Source organism: Granulicatella elegans (assembly GCF_020735385.1).
In the GTDB taxonomy this organism is placed as follows: domain Bacteria; phylum Bacillota; class Bacilli; order Lactobacillales; family Aerococcaceae; genus Granulicatella; species Granulicatella elegans_B.
Window position 1 is genome coordinate 637,297 of sequence record NZ_CP085953.1, and the last position, 18,969, is coordinate 656,265.

Here is an 18,969-nt window from a genome sequence, read left to right on the forward strand (position 1 = left end):
TTTAATCACCTCCGGAAGTTCTGTTAAGAAGCAGTGAATGTATCTGCCACAACTCTTTTGAGAAATGTTCAATCTGCTTTTTCATATCGTTTATATCATCTTTGTAAATTATGCCGATAGAATTTACACGATTTGCAATCTGATTGATGTTGTTTGTAGCGTTGGAAAGCAAGCCCTGTAAATCTCTAAACGGTTCTAAATCCACTTGATATATTTCCTTTTCTAAAACGCACTTGCGAATGAAATGGCTCATATTTCTACACTTAGCAAGTTTTCTTTTCTCTTCAAAAAGAGCCTTTTCTTCTTCGGTTAATTTAATTTCCAGTCTTTCATTTCGCATTCTATTTGCCATAGGTAAATCCTCCTTTGAATGTATTTCGGGGTCTTAGGGTACACCCTAACAAGTTAAAAATTGATAAAAAAAGAAGCAGATCCCAGAGGGCTGCTTCTTTTTTTATCAATTTTTTCGTAAGTGTCCGTACACTTACTGTGCTTGCTACATAAGAATGAATTAGATAGCAAGCATTAAGCAAGTTTTGAATTTATAACTATATTATACCAAATTATAATGATTTATTCAATTCGAGACTATCTGTGAATATAAAACAAAATATTCATTGACTTTTAAAATTGTGGGTGTTATAATATCTATGAATAAAAAATAAAAAATTCATAGATTGGTTTGAGAAGTTTGGAGGTTAAAAATGGCAAAGGCATTTACAGAAGAAGAAAAGATAAAAATCAAAGAAAGTATTATGGAAACTGCTCTTGATTTATTTCATGATAAAGGTACAAAATCACTTAGTATTTCGGAATTGACAAAAAGAGTAGGAATAGCACAAGGAAGTTTCTATAATTTTTGGAAAGACAAAGAATCTCTTATCATCGATTTAATGGCATATAGGTCAATACAAAAATTGGAAAACATTGAAAGAGAATTTTCAAATTCACTCACGAATCCTAAAAAATTCCTTTCAGAGGTAATTTATAAGTATTCGATAGATATGACTGAGAAAATTAAAACTCAGCCAATTTATAAAGAGGCATTTAGAATATTTGCAAGTCAAGATTCAAAGAAAGTGAATAGAGTAGAAAATCTATATGGTGATTTTTTGGATAGGTTAATAGATTATTGGTACAAAAATAATGTAGTAAAAAGCGTAGATAAGCAAGGCTTATCAAATGCCTTTGTTGGCAGCTTTGTTCTATGTTCAAATTATTTCCATTTTAATAAAGATACCTTTGAAGAAGTGCTTAATATTTATATACAAAGCATTGTTTTTAAATATATAGAAATTTAATTGTATAAGGGAAGGTGATAACAATGATTCTGGATTTTAATGAGATAAAAAAGGAAGATGTATTAGTTGCTGGAGGTAAAGGTGCTAATCTTGGAGAAATGACTTCTGCTAAAATAAATGTTCCAAGTGGATTTGTTATAACAGCAGACGCATATAGAGATTTTTTAAAAGTAAATGGGATTGATATTCTCATTGAAAATGGAATTAAAAAATCAGTAGATGATAAAAGAAAACTTCTAAATGAAGCTGAGCATTTTAGAGGAAAGATAAAGTCTGGAAAATTTCCTGAAAGGTTAGAGAATGCAATAAGAGAAAAATATTTTGATCTTGGAAATAATACAAGAGTTGCAGTGCGTTCTTCAGCAACGGCAGAAGATTTGCCAGATGCCAGTTTTGCAGGGCAACAAGAAACTTATTTAAATGTTCAAGGTATTGAAAGTGTATTGAATGCAGTGCGTAATTGTTATGCTTCGCTTTGGGGAAATAGAGCTGTAAGTTATAGATTTCATCAAGGTTATGATCAAACTTCAGTTTCTATTGCAGTTGTTATTCAAGAAATGATAGAGAGTGAAAAATCAGGAGTTTTATTTACCGTAAATCCAGTAAACAAAAAAGAAAATGAAATGCAAATAAATGCAAGCTTTGGATTAGGAGAAAGTGTTGTAAGCGGAAGAGTTACAGCTGATAGCTACATTATTGATAAATCAGGGAAAATAGCTCAAGTAAATATTGGAAGCAAGGAAACACAGATTATATATGGGGATAAGGAAACTGTTGAAGTAGCAGTAAGCTCTGATAAAAGAAAAACTCGTGCATTAAATGATAGAGAAATACTTGAACTTATGAAGTGTGGTTTAGAGATTGAAAAACACTATCGCATGCCTATGGATATTGAATGGGCAATCAAAAATGATATTGTATATATTTTACAGGCGAGAGCGATTACCACATTAAAAAATTCCGGAAATGATATAACTGGCAATGATTTAATAGAGAAGTATATAAAGGGTAAAAAAATCAAAAAGGATACACGAGAAGTAATGTCATTCTTTTTAGAAAAAATGCCTTTTGCACATAGAGTCCTTGATTTCGATTATTTAATGGCAATTAATGATCAGAAAGTAAACATTTTATCAGAAGGTGGGATTATTTTACCAAGAAATCCAATTATAGATGATGATGGCATACAAACTTTTTCTGATGAAGGAAAGCGAATTGGAAAGAATATTTTCAATTTTTTAATATCTTAAAGAACATGAAAGATTTTGAGTTCTGTTATAAGAAGTGCAAAGATTTTATGAATATATATGAAACTGAGATAGAAGAAATCAAGCACTTAAATTTTGAAAATATGACATTAATGGAGTGTGGAAATTTTTTAGAAGAAAGTTATGCTCTTTTGCAAAAGCTTGCTTATGATAGATTTAAGTATGCCTTATTTCCATCAGTATTAAATAGCAAGAAATTTACCAAAATAATAAAAAAAGTAAATAGCAATTACTCATCGTTTGATTTTTATTGGGACTTAGATAATAAAACATCGGTGATTACAAATGATGTCTATACAATGGCTTGTGATATAAGAAAAAATGAAGCTTTAAAAAGAGCGATAATTTCCGGAGATAATTTTAAGGAATTATATAAAAAGTTTAATGATTTTAAGAATATATCAGATGAGTTTATGAAAGATAATGGCTTTAAATCTGATTATAACTGTTATTGTTTATCTGCAAAAACATTTCTCGAAGATCCTGATAGGCTAACAAATATATTACGACCTATATTAAATGAAAATAGTAATGAAAGTAAAGATACAAAGGATTTTTCTAAGCTTATGGAGAGTATAGAGGGAATCTATGGTAAAAAGTATCAGGATATAGAAAAACAGATAAAATATTTTAGATATTTTCATGTGGTTCGTGAAGAAAGTCAATATTTGTGGGAAACACTATTTTATTATGTAAGGAAGTGTGTTAAAAGAATTAACTTTATACTCTTGGGTGATGAAAACATAGAAATAGGAGTGGCTAATCTTTTTCATAAAGAATTACTTAAAGCAATTAACAGAGGTAATTTAAATGAATCAGATAAGGAAAAAATAAATAGGAGAAACGAAAAATTTCCTTTAGCAATGAAAGTATGGGAAGCTTCAAAGTTATTGATTTTTAAAACGGATGGTGATGTCTTAAAAGGAGTAAGCGGAAGCACTGGTATTGCAGTTGGAAAGGTGTGCCTGATAAATAGTCCCAAAGAATTTTATAAAATGAAAAAAGGAGATATATTAGTTTGTCATCTTACAGATCCTGAGTGGACTCCATTATTTAAGCTGGCAAGTGCTGTTGTGGCAGATACAGGTTCTGCTTTAAGCCATGCTGCAATTGTTGCAAGAGAATATAATATACCGGCAGTTCTTGGAGTTGGTTTTGCAACTACCAAATTCAAAGATGGAGATACCATACAAGTAGATGGTAATACCGGCGAGGTCATAGGTTGCTGATATGAAATCAAAAAATCAAATAGATCAAAAAGAATTGAGAAGGCAAAAGATTTTAAGTGAACCGCTTTTACCTTTGATAGTAAAAATGTCTGTTCCAACAATTGTTGGTATGCTAATTATGGTTATTTATAATTTGACAGACACATTTTTTGTCGGACTTTTAAATGATAAATCGATGACAGCTGCTATTGGTGTTGTTTTTAGCTTCGTGAGTATTATTCAGGCTATTGGTTTTTGGTTTGGATATGGCAGTGGGAATATTATGTCTAAAAAACTTGGAGAACAAGATGAGGAAGAGGCAATAATTATTTCTTCAATCGGAATAGTATTTTCTATTATAAGTGGATTTTTAATAGCTATAATGTCATGGATTTTTATATCTGACTTGACAAAGTTCATTGGTGGGAATGCTTCTGTTAACTTATTTAAATTTACTACTCAGTATTTAAAGGTGATTATAATAAGCGTTCCATTTAGTCTGTATTCAATTACTATTTATAATCAATTACGACTTTGTGGAAATGTAAAAGATGGAATGATAGGTTTGCTTTTAGGAATGTTTAGCAATATGATTCTTGATCCTGTATTTATGTTTATATTCAAGTGTGGGTTTGTTGGAGCTGGATATGCAACTTTGACAGGTCAAATAATTGCGTGTATTGCACTTACTATGTTGGCAAAAGGAAATGGTAATATTCCTGTTTCTTTGAAAAATGTCAAATGTAGTAAAGAACGCATATACCATATTCTTGTAGGAGGAATGCCTAACTTTTCAAGGCAAGCAATTACAAGTGTTTCTCTCATTTTATTGAATAGAGTTGCAGCAAACTTTGGGGACAGTATTATTGCAGCTTTAACCGTTAGTTCAAGAATAGTTGCCATAGCTTATATGATTATGATTGGATGGGGGCAAGGGTTTCAACCTATTTGTGCAATGAATTATGGTGCAAAAAAATATGGCAGAGTTAGATCAGCATTTAATTTGACAGTTGTTGTTGGAACTATATTTTTGATTATATCAGCAGTGGTGCTATATATTTTTTCGGAACATTTTGTTATTGCAATGTCTAAAGATAGTGAAGTTATTTCTATAGGAGTGCAAATACTTAGAATGCAATGCATAACAATTCCATTGTTAGCCTATTATGCGATAAGTAGTATGTTGATGCAAAACATAGGTAAATATTTTTGGTCGTTGATAATTTCGATTTCAAGGCAAGGTATTTTCTACATCCCTCTTTTATATTTACTTACTAATTTATATGAGAAGTTTGGGATATATTTATTGCAACCTGTTTCTGATGTGTTGTCATTTGCTTTGGCTGTTATTGTTGTTTATAAAATAAAAAATGAACTAAAAAACGAGGGGAATATACGTTATATGAATTAGCAACAGGTTGAATAGTTGGAGGAAATTACTATGTATTATTTTAGGTCTAATGTTTATATAGAAAAAAATCACAGACCTTTTTGATATTAGTAATTACCATAAAAAATCAAATTTAAAGTATAGAGAAAGAGCAGTATTCTTTCATTTCAGAGGACTTCTTATGCCTATGTGCAGAAGTCCTCCTTTTTTTGCCTGAAAACAAGCAGACAAAAAAAGAAATGGAGGAAGCATATATGCCAAAAGAATATTACCTTTATGTCAGAGGGCAAAAGGTCAAAGTCAGCGAGCAGATATACAAAGTCTACTGGCGAGAAAGAGAACACGAGAAGTATTTAGAGCAGGTGGACAGAAAAAACCACTTGCTCTTTTTTTCATCATTGGATCACGATGGACACTTTGTAGATAATATTGTTGATGAAAGTGTAGATGTAGAAAAGATTGTTGAAACACAGATGATGATTGAAGCAGTCAGAAATGCTATATCAAGGCTCAATGCAGAAGAAAGAGATATTATTGAACGCTTGTATTTCAATGATGAAACGGTTCGCTCAGTGGCAAAGCTAAAAAGTATTACACATCCGGCTTTAATCAAAAGAAGAAACAAAATTCTTGAAAAGCTGAAAAAATTCATCAAAGAACTTTAGAAGTTCGGTAACCAAAGGGGTCAAATTTTCCTTATGTAAAGTGAAGGGGAGTTTGACCTCCTTTACTTTCTTGAATAAGAGATAGCCTGCTTATGGCAAATAGGAAAATGTAAAGAAAACAATCCCTTTCAAATATTGATCTTTGACAACTGAATAGACCAAGGTAGGACTTTATCTACTTGTGGAGAATTATGACTTACGCCATGACCTTTCTGCTGAAAGCAATTTCGGTTCTATGAATACTGGGTTAGCCAAGGATACAAGAAAGTGAGCGATAAATAAGAATACATAAAAAACAGAGGTGGCAATCTGTTCGGTGATACAAGTAGTGATAATGATACTTCAATAGTTTAAGCCGGCTCGTCTTAATAAGGGGCGGAGGTGAGATTCCTATGTTGCTGCCAAGCACCTACCAATGTCAAAAAACTTAAAAATGAATTTTAACAAGGAGGGTTTCGAATGAATAACGAATTACTAAAATATAGCCTCCAATTATCTATGCTATCTATTTTGCTTTCCAAACATTTACTAAATGATATTGAATATAGGAAGATAAAGTTAAAACTGATGAAAAAGTACAACATTTCAACAGAATTATATTTATAATGTTTTGCAAGTGTGGTATAATAAGACTGCATAGAAAGATACAAAAAAAGGAGGCGGATGCAGTGAAGAAAGAAGTAAAAGTTATTAAAGGTGATACCACACTGAAAAGAACTGCATCAGGCTGTGTTGAACGCTCAATAAAGAGAGTGGCAGCTTATTGCAGAGTTAGTACGGATACCGAAGATCAGATTAACAGCTATAATTCTCAGGTAGAGCACTACACAGAATTTATACAGAAGAATAACGAGTGGACTCTTGCCGGAATATATGCTGACGAAGCGATAACAGGAACACAGGTTGATCGAAGAATTGACTTTCAAAGGTTGATAAATGACTGTATGAATGGCGATATAGATATGATAATTACAAAGTCTATATCAAGATTTGCGAGAAATACATTAGATACCTTAAAGTATGTAAGAAAGCTGAAAGAATTTAATGTTGCAGTCTTTTTTGAAGAAGAAAACATAAACACCTTAACAATGGACGGTGAGTTGCTTTTAACAATTTTAAGTTCAGTTGCTCAACAGGAAGTAGAGAACATTTCAGCCAATGTCAAAAAAGGTTTGAGAATGAAGATGGAAAGAGGAGAAATGGTCGGCTTTCAAGGGTGTTTAGGCTATGACTATGATCCGGAAACCAAAAGTATTTCTATCAATGAAAAAGAAGCTGAGATTGTAAGATATATTTTCAGAAGATACATTGAAGGTGTTGGCGGTATGGTAATTTCCAGAGAACTGGAAGAACAAGGATATTTATCGCCAAGAGGAAATAAAAGATGGACTGAAACAACTGTTTTAGGAATCATAAAAAACGAAAAATATAAAGGGGATCTTATGATGGGAAAGACCTATACGGTTGATCCTATTTCAAAGAGAAGATTGGACAATTATGGAGAACAGGATAAGTTTTATATAGAAAACCATCACGAGCCAATCATTTCAGAAGAAGATTTTGAAAAAGCTCAAGGTATTAGATTGAGAAGGTCAAAAAACAGAAATACTGTTGCCAATAATGGTGGTAAAAGAGAAAAGTATTCAAGAAAATATGCTTTTAGCAGTATGCTTGAATGTGGATTTTGCGGTCATAATCTTTCAAGAAGAAATTGGCATTCGAGTTCAGAATACACAAAAGTTATATGGCAGTGTGTCAATGCCACTAAAAACGGAAAGAAGTATTGTCCGCATAGTAAAGGGATTGAAGAAGAAGCCATAGAAAAAGCATTTATGGAAAGCTATCGTCAGGTATGCCATAATAATGTGGAAATTACCAATGAATTCCTTAAAACTGTGGAAGAAGAATTGAAAGACAACAGTTTAGCTAAAGATCTGAAGAAGATTACAAATCAACTTGATAAGGTGCTAAAGAAAGAAAAGGATCTTGTTGAGTTAAGGCTGAATGAGTCAATCAGCATGGATATATATCAGGACAAGTATAATGAAATAGCCATTAGCAAAGAGAAATTACTTGCAGAAAAAAGGACTTTAGAAGTAACACTTACTGATGAAAAAGCATTGAAGAAAAGGCTTGAGGGTTTTAAAAAATTACTTGAATCCAATAAATACCTTGAGGAATTTGATAGAGCTGTATTTGAAAGTATAGTAGATAAAATCATCATTGGAGGAACTAACGATGAAGGAGAAATTGATCCTGCAATGATTACTATCATATATAAGACAGGGAAAAAGGATTCTCAGGACGGAAGATTATTTAAGAGTAGAAGAAAAAATGCTAAGGAAGTTGATGAGAAAACTGATAACAAATTGTATCCTCAATCAAGCGACGAGGTTAATAATTTGTGTTCCTATCCTATTGACAACACATGTCGAAGCTATAGCGTTGATACAAAAGATGTAAATTTAGAAATCCTGCATTTTAAGCAGTTTTATAAGCATTTTGTATTTGAAAAAGACGAAGAAGGATATGTCAAAAAGACTCAAAAAAACTATATGGACGTGAGAGTTGTTTTGAGACTAGTATGAGGAAACACAAAAAATATAATTAACTCATTTTGTACTTTCTACAAGAGTAGCATAAAAAGCTGCTCTTTTTTTATTGAAGGGAGTAAGGATTCGTTACATCCTTTTCAAAATATAAAACAATCACAAGCCAACTTTACATATTCGCTTTTATAACATATAATAAAAGCGTAAACGAGAGGAGGTGGACTATGAATACACTTAAAGAATATATACAAGAAAATTTAGTAATAACTAATAAAGAAGCAGAAGAACTTGGATATAGTAGGCATAATTTATCAGAATTAACAAAAATCGGACAATTAGAAAGATTAAGACCAGGACTATATCAATTAAAAGGAAAAGTAATAGACGATTTTGTTTTAATATCATCTAATAGCAATCGAATTATATTTTCCCATCAAACAGCCCTATACCTCCACGACCTATCCGATAGGACTCCAAATGTATTTCACATATCTGTGCCCCAAGGCTATAATGCAAGCCATATCAAAAAAAGATATGAGGATCTACAAGTTCACTATGTAAAAAAAGACTTATACGAAATAGGAAAGACAGAAATAAAATCACCACAAGGCAACCTTATTCCAGTTTACGATATAGATCGAACAATTTGCGATATCATAATAGACAGAGAAAAAATAGATAAGCAAATTTTTACAGAAGCAATAAAAAGATATTTTAAATCACCAAATAAAAATCTAAGGCGACTCATAAAATACAGTAGACTATTTAAAATAGAAGATGAAATTAGAAAATACATGGAGGTATTATCGTGATTAATATCGAGAGTATAAAGGGTAAGATAAGAAGTTTAGCAGAGAAGAAAAATCTGAAGTCGCAAGAAGTTCTGCAAATATATTTCTTCGAAAGATTTTTAGACAGACTATCTAAATCATCATACAAAAGTAATTTTGTAATAAAGGGGGGATTCCTTATATCATCCTTAATCGGCATTGAAAATAGAACAACCATGGACATGGATACAACCATTAAAGGCATAGCTCTAAAAGAAGAAAAAATAAAAGAAATTGTAGAGGAAATTATAAATATCAATGTAGATGATGGAATAAGATTTGAAATAAAAGACATCAGTTATATAAGAGATGAAGACGAGTACGAGAATTTTAGAATATCACTAATGGCAAATGTTGGTAAAACTAAAAATCCAATGAAACTAGACCTAACAACAGGAGATGCAATAACACCAAGGGAAATAGAATATACTTATCCCTGTATCTTTAGCAAAGAAGCTATAAAAATAATGGCATATCCATTAGAAACAATTTTAGCTGAAAAATATGAAACCATAATCAGAAGAAATATAACAACAACACGAATGAGAGACTTCTACGACCTATACACCCTCTATAAGTTAAAAAAAGATGAGATAAACTATAAAATTTTAAAAGAAGCAATAGAGAGAACCTCAAACAAAAGAGGAAGTCAGGAGATAATTAAAGACTATGAGGAAATAATCGAGGAAATAAAAGAAGATTCATACCTAAGATCTTTGTGGGAAGTATATTGCAGTGAAAATAAGTATATTGAAGATCTGACCTTTGATAAAGTTGTTGATGTAGTGAGAATTGTCTCGGAAACAACAAGTTGATGTAAGTAGACAAAGGATTTTAGGAAAATAAATATAAAAAAAAGTTTGATGTAGAAGGTAAAAAGGAGTATTAAAATGATTTTAAAAAAGATGAAAGTCAAAAACTTTAGATTATTAAAAAATTTTGAGTTAAATTTTAAAGATGAATTGTCGCTAGTTATAGGTAAAAATAATTGTGGAAAAACGTCATCCATTATTGTTTTAGATAAAATGCTAAATTCATCTAAATTATTTTGGGAAGATATAAATTTAGAATGCCAGAAAGATCTTTATAAAAAAATAATTGGTTTTGATATAACAAAGCTGGATGAAGTTCAATTATTAGAAACTATTAATATGCAATTATTTATTGAGTATAATGATAATGATTCATATGAGAATATTCAAAAATTCATGATGGACTTAAATCCAGATAATAACATAATAGTTTTAGAATTTATTTCGTTAATAGCTGCAAAAAAAATCATAGAATTAAAAAACATTATGAGTGAAAAAAATATTGAAGATTTTAAATCATTTTCCAAATTTATGAGTAAGAATTTTGGAAACTTCTTTGAAACGAAAAAATATTCAAGAGGGTTTGATGTTGAAGCAAACGAAATAACGCAAGATAGATCAGAAGAAATTGATAATAAAGATATTCAAAAAGTCATTAAAGTGGCAGGAATAAGAGCTGATCGAGCGGTTTCTAATGATGATCGTAATCATGTTTTATCAGGTTTAACTGGTAAATATTTCAGTTCTTATAAAGCTGCAAAAGATGAAAGTGAATCGGTATTTACAAGACTTGAAGAAAAATTGGAGGAAGCCGATAAAGAATTATATAAGATTTACAATGGAGAAAAAAGTGAAGGTGAAGAACCTATTGATGGTATTTTTAGTGATGTTATAGATGTTATTAAAACTTATGGTGGCGCAGAAAATGGAATTGATATAGCAATAGAGTCATCTATTTCAGAGAAAAATTTATTGTCAGATAATACAAACTTAAGTTATAGACAAGGGGGAGATTGTTCGCTTCCAGAAACATATAATGGGTTGGGGTATTTGAATTTAATTGGTATTTTATTTGAGATTGAAACCAATATACAAGAATTGTTTGAACAACCAGCAGATATAAATCTTTTATATATTGAAGAACCTGAAGCACATACACACCCTCAGTTACAGTATATATTTATAAGGAATATTAAATCTCATATCAAAGCACATAGAAATAAGTTGTTGAAAGAAAAGAATAAGCAGTTGCAGGTTTTAATTACTTCGCATTCATCACATATAGTTTCTGAATGTAACTTTGATGACATTATATATTTGAAGAAAAACGGAAATACGGTTATAGCTAAGAGTTTTAATTCTTTAAAAGAAGAGTATGGCGGAGATGAACAGAAAGGATTTAAGTTTGTAAAACAATATCTGACAATGAATAGAAGTGAACTTTTCTTTACTGATAAAGCTATTTGTATAGAAGGAGATACTGAACGAATTTTAATGCCAATGATGATGCATAAGATTGACAATAAAGAAAAGCCAAAAGCAAATCTTATACCACTATTATCACAGAATATTTCTATAATAGAAGTTGGAGCGCATTCACATATCTTTATTCCATTATTTGAGTTTTTAGGTATTAAGGTTTTAATAATCACAGATATAGATGCCGCTACTAAAAATAACAATGGGAGATATGTAAAATCTCACCCTCAGGAAGCAAAGTATACAAGCAACGCTTCGATAAAAGATTTTTTCAAAGATACTTGTCTTGATGAGTCAAATAATGAATTTGAGGAACTTTTAAAAAAAACACCTGAGGATAAAATTAAAAATAATATAAGAATAGCTTATCAAATACCGGAAACTGATGGTGGGTACCAAGCAAGTAGTTTTGAAGATGCATTTATAGCGTTAAATAAAGACTTTATATTAAAGAATAAAGAAGGTCTTTGTGAGTACGGAGCTTTAAAAGATTTTTCGAATGATGAAATAGATAATGGTGATTATTATAATTTTGCTTTAAATAATGTGAAAAAGAAATCGGCATTTGCATCAAGCTTATTGTATTTTGATGATGAGAATGGAGAAGAAGATGAAAAATGGGCAGTTCCACATTATATTGAGGAGGGCTTATTATGGATACGCTAACATTGGAAAAAGAAGTATTAGAAGCTCTTCAATGTATAAAAAATGGTGAAAATTTTATTTTAGAAGGTGGAGCAGGAAGTGGAAAAACATATTCCTTAATTTCCTTAATAAATGCACTCACAGAGGAATTTCCAGATATTAAGATAGTATGCATTACATATACAAATAATGCAGTTGCCGAAATTTTATCAAGAATAGAAAATGAGAATATTTGGGTTTCAACAATACATGAGTTTATATGGGCTCTTATCAGAAAATATCAGAATGAAATAAAAAATATTTTAGTTGAGCTTATTAACGATGATAATGAAAAGAACTTTAAAAAGCCAAAAGATTTTTCTGAGGATTTAATTTCTGAAGAATATTTCGAAAATCTTTATGTTGATTATGACGAGTATTATTCTGTAACGCCAAATGATGAAAATATAGTGAAAATCAGCCATGATCACATTTTGATTGTTGCAGAGAAAATGTTTGGGAAATATAAAAAAATAGCGGACATTTTAAAGGATATTGCAGATTGTATTTTTGTTGATGAATATCAGGATACAAGTCCTTTAGTTGCTGATATTTTACTAAAGCATCTTGAGCAAAGCGATAAGAAAAATGTAATTGGTTTTTTTGGAGATTCAATGCAGTCTATATATGACGCCGGAGTTGGTAATTTAAATCAATATAATTTAACTAAAATAGTAAAGACGCAAAACCGAAGAAATCCAAGAGTTGTAATCGAAGTAGCCAATAAGTTTAGAGATGATGATATTGAGCAAAGACCTTCAGAAGATATAAATGCACCTAATATGGAAAATGGTACTATTAGAGAAGGTAGTATTAAATTTTTATATGGAACTGAAATAAATGATTTTATAAGTGTAAAGGGGAAGAATATTTTTGAATCTTGGGATTTTTCTGATGGAAAACAAACAAAAGAGTTAAGGCTAACACATAAATATAATGCTGAAATGACTGGCTTTAAAGACTTATATGATCTATATAATGCTGATTTGATAACTAAGCTTATAAGTGGGATAAAGAAAAAAATTGATAAGGGAAATTTAGACTGTAATAAGACTTTGGGAGAAATAGCGTTAGAGGTAAAACCGATATATAACAAAGTGGATCTGTTAGATCAAATTAACGGAAATGAAATTTATCAGTCAATATATAGTGTTTTAGAAGATATGTCATGGGAAGAAGCTTACGAAAAATGTAGAATCACTAAGGAATCACTCATGTCATATAAATTAAATGGAATGAGTGGTAGATATGAAGCTAATTCTTATAGAGATAGGATTTTACGCAGATTAGATATATTAGAGGAGATTATTGAATTATATGAGGCTAATAGATTTAATGATTTTCTACGAATAACAAAATTTTCTATTCATAATAGAAATGATAAGATTTGCCTTAAGCAAGCAATTGATTATCTTGTAAGTGAAGATAATCAAACGATAGAAAATGTATTAAAATTTGCGGAAGTAAAAGGGTTACTCAAAGAAGATGAATTGTTTAGTGATTATATTTCAAATAAAGGGTTTTATTTATGGGAGAGAATAAAAAAGATAACATTTAATCAATATAGAAAAAGCGTTTTATATTTAAAAGAATTTTCACCAATTTGTACTCAACATAGTGTTAAAGGTAGTGAATATGACAATGTATTGCTTGTATTAGAGTCTGATTGGAATAAATATGACTTTAGAACATTATTTGGGAAAGGATCTCCGAACTCTAATGTTCAGAAACGTACAAAAAAATTATTTTATGTATGTATAACAAGAGCAAAAAAGAATTTAATAATATATATGCCTACTGATGATTCTGACATATTAGAAAAAGCTAAAGAGTATTTTGGAGAAGAAAATGTTATAGATCTCTCTTCGATTTAATTGAAAAGTAGGTACTATTTCTACTTATGTTTTAAGCTACTTTTTAATATTATTCTATAGAATGAAAAAAGATAATTACTATTTTTATTTTAAGAATACTCTTGCATGAGGGTATTCTTTTTTTATTGTATTTACTAGAATACTATATTTAAGTTCGGAAAGATACTTTTCAAATCATGTGGATTGATTTGAAAAATAAAAACTTGATTATATTCATGAAAAATGCAGTATTTGATGTACCTAGTTTTTATTAAAAATGTAGAATTTCTCATCTGGTATTTAATGTATTTATAAATTAAATTTTGACTTATATAATAAATTTCATTTTGATTTATTAAGAAGTAGGGAATGGATCTGCCATATTTCTCTTGATAATTTTTCTATCTGTTTATTCATTGATTCGATTTCATTCTTGTAAATAACACCAGTTGTATTAGTAGCTTTTTCAATCTGGTTTATATTATTTGTTGCATTTGAAAGTAGCCATTGTAAGTTTCTAAATGGTTCTAAATCTACTACATAAATTTCTTTTTCTAATACACATTTCCTAAGAAAGTGGGACATAGTTTTGCAATTAGCAAGTTTCATTTTCTTTTCAAAAACTTCCTTTTCTTCATCTGTTAAATATATTTTTAGTTGATTATTTCTTTTTCTATTATCCATAGTATATCTCCTTATCATAAATTATTGGGGTCTTAGGGTTCTCCCTAACAAGGTAAAATTGATAAAAAAAAGAAGCAGTCCATAAAGGTTCTGCTTCATCAATTTTTCGTAAGTGGGTACTCACTTACTGTGCTTGCTATTAAAGTTATAAGCGTTAAGCGCGTGTTATTTAATTACTATCATTATACCATAAAATTGAAATGTCTGTATCTAATAGAAAAGCTTAAAATATAGATGTACGATTAATATGCTATAGTGTATTTTTAGTATAAAAACTAATTTTGGGGTATAATTTAATTGATTATTATGATGCATTAGGAGGTAGAGTTTTGGAATTAAATCATGAAGATATTATAGAAAATGTCCTTGAAGGATATATTTTTTCTGAAAAAAAGGTTACTGATGAATGTAAAATTTATACAATTGAAAATTCTACTGGCTGTGGCGAAATGCGTTGCTACAATTTATTTGAAGGTGTTCAATTATCTTATAATAACCTTAATATGGAGACGGCATATCAAAAAATAAATCCTAAAAGCGGGGTTTTAGAAATAGATCATTGCTTAGAGGGATGTTATGAGTTTAAACTTGAAAATAATGAACGTGCTCTGATAGGTAAAGGTGATCTAAGTGTAATCGAAATAGGTAAAGTTCCTTTTGAAGATTCATGCATACCAACAAAAAAATATGTGGGACTTTCAATATTTATTGATATTGAAAAGGCACAAAAATCTATTGATAAATACTTTCCGTACGCAAAAATTGATTTGTTAGAAATAAAAGACCGTTTATGTAAAAATGGTGCAGCTTTAATTATTCATTCACGTCATGAGATAGACCATGTTATTAGTGAACTTTATAGAGTAGATTCTAGAATAAGACTTTCTTATTCAATTATAAAAACAATAGAGTTGTTATTATTTTTAAATTTAGTTGAAAGTTCAGATACATTTAAGTTAACGTCTTTTTCAGAACCAGTATATAAAGCAACTGTAGAATCATATAAGACGATTTTAAATAATCCTTTTGAAAGATATTCTATTTCTGATTTATCAAAAAAATATGCTATTTCAGAATCCAGTTTGAAGAGATGTTTTATATACATAACTGGAAGCTCAATAGGTAATTTTATTAGGGAAAATTGTTTAGAAGCCGCTGCTAAATTATTAATTCATAAACCCTTAATGTCGATAGGAGAGATTTCTGATTTGTCAGGATATTTGAATCCTAGTAAATTTTCTGAGTCATTCAAAAAACATTTTGGGCAAACTCCTCAAGAATATAGAAAAAAATCCATCTGACCTTTTTAGAGCAAATAAAGAGCTGTCAGGTTATAAAGAAAATATCCATCTTACTTTATAATAAAGTTGAGATGGATATTTTTTTGTAAATATTCTCTATACACATTCTATGTACATTTTATTAATTAACGGAGGTGTTTTATGAACAATAAAAAAATGACTACAAAAGATGTAGTAACAGTAGCTATTATGATTGCTTTATTTTATGCAATTTCTATTGTTATTGGAATGAGTATGGTTGCTGTTCCAGTTGTATATATTTATGGTACTGCTGGAATTGAAATGTTTATAGGAGCTATTTTCTACTTAGTAGCAGCTAACAGACTTAATAAACACGGGCTATTATTTATATGGATATTAATTTATGGTCTTATCACAGCAGCTATGGGTTATGTGTTTATGCTTCCATATTTTATTGGACTTGCTATTTTGTGTGAAATAGTAATGATAGGCAAAGACACTTATATAAATCCAATAAGAAATATGATTGGCTGGAGTGTTTATGGTGCTGGTATGTTCATGGGAATAGGAGTTCCATGTTGGATAGCTTGGGAATCTTATCAAAAGCAAGCTTTAGAGAGTGGGTTTGCAGATAAGACATTAACATTGCAATATAATTTGGTATCTTCACCAAAACTACTATTATTAGGTGTAACAATAACCGTTATATTATCTGCTTTAGGTGTTTTGTTTGCACAAAAAATTCTTAAAAAGCACTTTAAAAAGGCGGGTATTTTAGAGTAAATGGAGATATATGGGAAATGAAAATAGAAAAAATAAGTGGAATAACTTGTCTTTTTTTAACTATTATTTCCTGTATGGTGTCAATATTTACAAAAAGTTACTATATGCATGCTCTGTTTGTAGGATGGCTTTGTATGCTTTTAGCATATTTTGGTTTTATCAAACAGAGCATAATTTATTTTATGATATATAGTTTTACTACATTTCGGTTATTAAAAATGATACCTAGTGGTGTAGTTATAATTTCACCAATGCTTTTGGGAATGTTGTATAAATTCATAGTTCCAATCATGGCAGGATTTTTAACTTTTAAGATACCATCAGGAAAATTAATTTCAATATTTCACAAATTAATGTTGCCACGAAATTTTGTACTTATATTAACGGTAATTATTCGATTTGTACCAACAATTGCTGGGGAATTTAGAACAATAAAAGAAGCTATGAAAGTAAGGGGATTTATAGGTAACTTTTTTCATATTTTATCAAATCCTTTGAGGACTCTTGAATATGCTATAGTTCCTTTAATTTTTCGTTCTATAAAAGTAGGAGATGAATTATCAGCAGCAGCGATTGTTAGAGGAATTGAAAACCCAATAAAAAGGGATTCATATTATAGTAACAAGTTGTGTAAATTAGACATAATTATAATAACTGCAAGCTTTGTTTTATTTATATTATGTCTTATATGAGAGGTGCATCATTGAATAATAAACTGGAAATTAGGAAATTATCTTTTTCATATAATAGCAATAAAGATGAACAGTTGAAAGATATAAATTTAGACATTAAAGATGGTGAATGTTGTGTAATTATAGGGGAGTCGGGATGTGGCAAGTCTACTTTGACAAGGGCTATAAATGGATTAATTCCAAATTTTTACGAAGGAAATTTAGATGGAGAAGTATTTATTGATGGCAAATCTATCAGAAATTTAAAATCCTGGGAAATAGCAAAGTTAGTCGGTAATGTATTTCAAGATCCTAGAAGCCAATTTTTTGCCAATGAAGTTAATGGAGAAATTGCATTTGGACCGGAAAATTTGGGATATAAGCGTGATGAAATAATAAGAAGAGTAAATGAATCAACTGAGAAAATGAATATTGATAAATTGCTAAATAATAGGATATACAATTTATCCTATGGAATTAGGCAAAAAGTAGCAATTTGTTCAGCAAGAGCCATTGAACCATCTATTTATGTATTTGATGAACCATCTGCAAATCTTGATTTACAATCAATATATAAATTTTCAAAACTTGTAATGGACTTAAAAAATGAAGGAAAAACTATAGTAATCGTTGAGCATAGGTTATTTTATTTAAAAGGAATAGCTGATAGGTATTTATTGATACAAAATGGATCTTTAACAAATAGTTATAAAGCAGAAGAATTTGAAAAAATTAGTTCAAAAGACTTAAATGCATTGGGCTTACGCTCAATAAATCTTGATGATATTGTTGTAGATGACTACAAAGTTAAAGAAAAAGAAATTAGTAGTGACAATTCTTTTGATTTTGAGGTGAAAAATATTTGTAAAAAATATAAAAATATTTTCGTACTAAAAGATGTGTCATTTAAATTTGATAGCAATGAGACTATTGCTTTAGTAGGAATAAATGGAACAGGTAAAAGTACACTCGGTAAAATTTATTCTGGGATTCAAAATCAGACTGATGGAGAAATAAAGATAAATGGACTCAAAGCTAATAAAAAGATGAGGTTAAGCAAAGTGTGGTATATTCCTCAAGATTTAGACTCTCAATTATTTGGGGAAGATTTGATGGATGAATTATTAACTGGGTTAAAAAATAGAGAAGATTATATCACGAAAGCAGAGGAACTTTTAAAAAAAGTTGGATTATTTGATATAAGAGATAAGCATCCAGCAACTTTATCAGGTGGTCAAAAACAGAGATTGGTTCTATGCGTAGCTATGTTGAGAGAAACACCTTTTATTATATTGGATGAGCCGACATCAGGGCTTGATTTCAGGAGTATGGATAAGGTGGGGAGATTAATCAAAGAGGAACAAAAAAAAGGAACAAAATTTTTGATAATTTCTCATGATATTGAATTTATAGCAAAGACGTGTGATAGACTTGTAAAACTAGAGAATGGGATAATAACAGAAGATTTTTATATTGATAATATAGGACAGCTGTTAAGAGCTATGGAGGCTAAATAATTTAGGAGGT

At 29.9% G+C, this 18,969-nt stretch carries 16 protein-coding genes; 14 read left to right on the forward strand and 2 right to left on the reverse strand.

Going from position 1 to position 18,969, the window contains the following annotated elements; translation table 11 throughout:
- Window position 1: 1 nt before the first annotated feature.
- Entirely contained in the window at window positions 2-352 is a 351-nt protein-coding gene (locus tag LK443_RS03175; protein ID WP_227932090.1) for a plasmid mobilization protein, read from the reverse strand.
- A 352-nt stretch (window positions 353-704) separates the two neighbouring features.
- Between LK443_RS03175 and LK443_RS03180 the strand changes: the two genes are divergently transcribed.
- The 10 genes from LK443_RS03180 to LK443_RS03225 all read left to right on the forward strand — a co-directional run bounded on the left by LK443_RS03180 (window position 705) and on the right by LK443_RS03225 (window position 14,063).
- Window positions 705-1,301 (forward strand): TetR/AcrR family transcriptional regulator, encoded by a 597-nt coding sequence (locus LK443_RS03180; RefSeq protein WP_003060389.1) that lies wholly within the window; start codon window positions 705-707, stop codon window positions 1,299-1,301.
- Between the two features lie 23 nt (window positions 1,302-1,324).
- Window positions 1,325-2,551 (forward strand): PEP/pyruvate-binding domain-containing protein, encoded by a 1,227-nt coding sequence (locus tag LK443_RS03185; protein WP_227932091.1) that lies wholly within the window; start codon window positions 1,325-1,327, stop codon window positions 2,549-2,551.
- 5 nt (window positions 2,552-2,556) lie between these two features.
- A complete protein-coding gene (locus LK443_RS03190) occupies window positions 2,557-3,798 on the forward strand; it encodes a PEP-utilizing enzyme (RefSeq protein WP_227932092.1) in 1,242 nt (413 codons plus the stop codon).
- Between the two features lies 1 nt (window position 3,799).
- Window positions 3,800-5,188: an MATE family efflux transporter gene (locus tag LK443_RS03195; RefSeq protein WP_003060030.1), complete on the forward strand. Its 1,389-nt coding sequence runs from the start codon at window positions 3,800-3,802 to the stop codon at window positions 5,186-5,188.
- Between the two features lie 233 nt (window positions 5,189-5,421).
- Complete coding sequence (locus tag LK443_RS03200) at window positions 5,422-5,832, forward strand: sigma-70 family RNA polymerase sigma factor (RefSeq protein WP_227932093.1); 411 nt, start codon at window positions 5,422-5,424, stop codon at window positions 5,830-5,832.
- Window positions 5,833-6,500: 668 nt separating this feature from the next.
- Window positions 6,501-8,420: a recombinase family protein gene (locus LK443_RS03205; RefSeq protein ID WP_227932094.1), complete on the forward strand. Its 1,920-nt coding sequence runs from the start codon at window positions 6,501-6,503 to the stop codon at window positions 8,418-8,420.
- 188 nt (window positions 8,421-8,608) lie between these two features.
- A complete protein-coding gene (locus LK443_RS03210; protein WP_227932095.1) occupies window positions 8,609-9,196 on the forward strand; it encodes a type IV toxin-antitoxin system AbiEi family antitoxin domain-containing protein in 588 nt (195 codons plus the stop codon).
- Window positions 9,193-10,029 carry a nucleotidyl transferase AbiEii/AbiGii toxin family protein gene (locus tag LK443_RS03215; protein ID WP_227932096.1) on the forward strand — a complete coding sequence of 279 codons (837 nt, stop codon included), beginning with the start codon at window positions 9,193-9,195 and terminating at the stop codon, window positions 10,027-10,029. Before LK443_RS03210 ends, LK443_RS03215 begins: the two co-directional genes overlap by 4 nt.
- 75 nt (window positions 10,030-10,104) lie before the next feature.
- The gene (locus tag LK443_RS03220; RefSeq protein ID WP_227932097.1) at window positions 10,105-12,171 is read left to right on the forward strand and encodes an ATP-dependent nuclease; all 2,067 of its coding nucleotides are present in this window, start codon (window positions 10,105-10,107) and stop codon (window positions 12,169-12,171) included.
- Complete coding sequence (locus tag LK443_RS03225; RefSeq protein ID WP_227932098.1) at window positions 12,159-14,063, forward strand: UvrD-helicase domain-containing protein; 1,905 nt, start codon at window positions 12,159-12,161, stop codon at window positions 14,061-14,063. The genes LK443_RS03220 and LK443_RS03225 overlap by 13 nt, the downstream gene beginning before the upstream one ends.
- Before the next feature lie 321 nt (window positions 14,064-14,384).
- Here the strand turns inward: LK443_RS03225 and LK443_RS03230 are convergent, their stop codons facing one another.
- Window positions 14,385-14,726 (reverse strand): plasmid mobilization protein, encoded by a 342-nt coding sequence (locus LK443_RS03230; RefSeq protein WP_227932099.1) that lies wholly within the window; start codon window positions 14,724-14,726, stop codon window positions 14,385-14,387.
- A gap of 329 nt (window positions 14,727-15,055) precedes the next feature.
- Here LK443_RS03230 and LK443_RS03235 point away from each other — a divergent pair, with 329 nt between their 5' ends.
- From LK443_RS03235 to LK443_RS03250, 4 genes are all read left to right on the forward strand, one after another.
- A complete protein-coding gene (locus tag LK443_RS03235; protein WP_005953739.1) occupies window positions 15,056-16,027 on the forward strand; it encodes a helix-turn-helix domain-containing protein in 972 nt (323 codons plus the stop codon).
- Between the two features lie 141 nt (window positions 16,028-16,168).
- The gene (locus LK443_RS03240) at window positions 16,169-16,771 is read left to right on the forward strand and encodes an MptD family putative ECF transporter S component (protein WP_001060382.1); all 603 of its coding nucleotides are present in this window, start codon (window positions 16,169-16,171) and stop codon (window positions 16,769-16,771) included.
- Between the two features lie 17 nt (window positions 16,772-16,788).
- Window positions 16,789-17,463, forward strand: coding sequence for an energy-coupling factor transporter transmembrane component T (locus LK443_RS03245; RefSeq protein WP_227932100.1), 675 nt, complete (start codon window positions 16,789-16,791; stop codon window positions 17,461-17,463).
- On the forward strand, window positions 17,451-18,959 hold the full coding sequence (locus tag LK443_RS03250; RefSeq protein ID WP_227932101.1) for an ABC transporter ATP-binding protein: 1,509 nt from the start codon (window positions 17,451-17,453) through the stop codon (window positions 18,957-18,959). Before LK443_RS03245 ends, LK443_RS03250 begins: the two co-directional genes overlap by 13 nt.
- Window positions 18,960-18,969: the final 10 nt, after the last annotated feature.

Bases quoted from the DNA above. Each gene is read 5' to 3' on its own strand.
- LK443_RS03230 (WP_227932099.1), bottom strand. From the start codon at position 14,726: ATGGATAATAGAAAAAGAAATAATCAACTAAAAATATATTTAACAGAT.
- LK443_RS03250 (WP_227932101.1), top strand. From the start codon at position 17,451: ATGTCTTATATGAGAGGTGCATCATTGAATAATAAACTGGAAATTAGG.
- LK443_RS03195 (WP_003060030.1), top strand. From the start codon at position 3,800: ATGAAATCAAAAAATCAAATAGATCAAAAAGAATTGAGAAGGCAAAAG.
- LK443_RS03200 (WP_227932093.1), top strand. From the start codon at position 5,422: ATGCCAAAAGAATATTACCTTTATGTCAGAGGGCAAAAGGTCAAAGTC.
- LK443_RS03210 (WP_227932095.1), top strand. From the start codon at position 8,609: ATGAATACACTTAAAGAATATATACAAGAAAATTTAGTAATAACTAAT.
- LK443_RS03225 (WP_227932098.1), top strand. From the start codon at position 12,159: ATGGATACGCTAACATTGGAAAAAGAAGTATTAGAAGCTCTTCAATGT.
- LK443_RS03180 (WP_003060389.1), top strand. From the start codon at position 705: ATGGCAAAGGCATTTACAGAAGAAGAAAAGATAAAAATCAAAGAAAGT.
- LK443_RS03175 (WP_227932090.1), bottom strand. From the start codon at position 352: ATGGCAAATAGAATGCGAAATGAAAGACTGGAAATTAAATTAACCGAA.
- LK443_RS03220 (WP_227932097.1), top strand. From the start codon at position 10,105: ATGATTTTAAAAAAGATGAAAGTCAAAAACTTTAGATTATTAAAAAAT.
- LK443_RS03190 (WP_227932092.1), top strand. From the start codon at position 2,557: ATGAAAGATTTTGAGTTCTGTTATAAGAAGTGCAAAGATTTTATGAAT.
- LK443_RS03240 (WP_001060382.1), top strand. From the start codon at position 16,169: ATGAACAATAAAAAAATGACTACAAAAGATGTAGTAACAGTAGCTATT.
- LK443_RS03185 (WP_227932091.1), top strand. From the start codon at position 1,325: ATGATTCTGGATTTTAATGAGATAAAAAAGGAAGATGTATTAGTTGCT.
- LK443_RS03245 (WP_227932100.1), top strand. From the start codon at position 16,789: ATGAAAATAGAAAAAATAAGTGGAATAACTTGTCTTTTTTTAACTATT.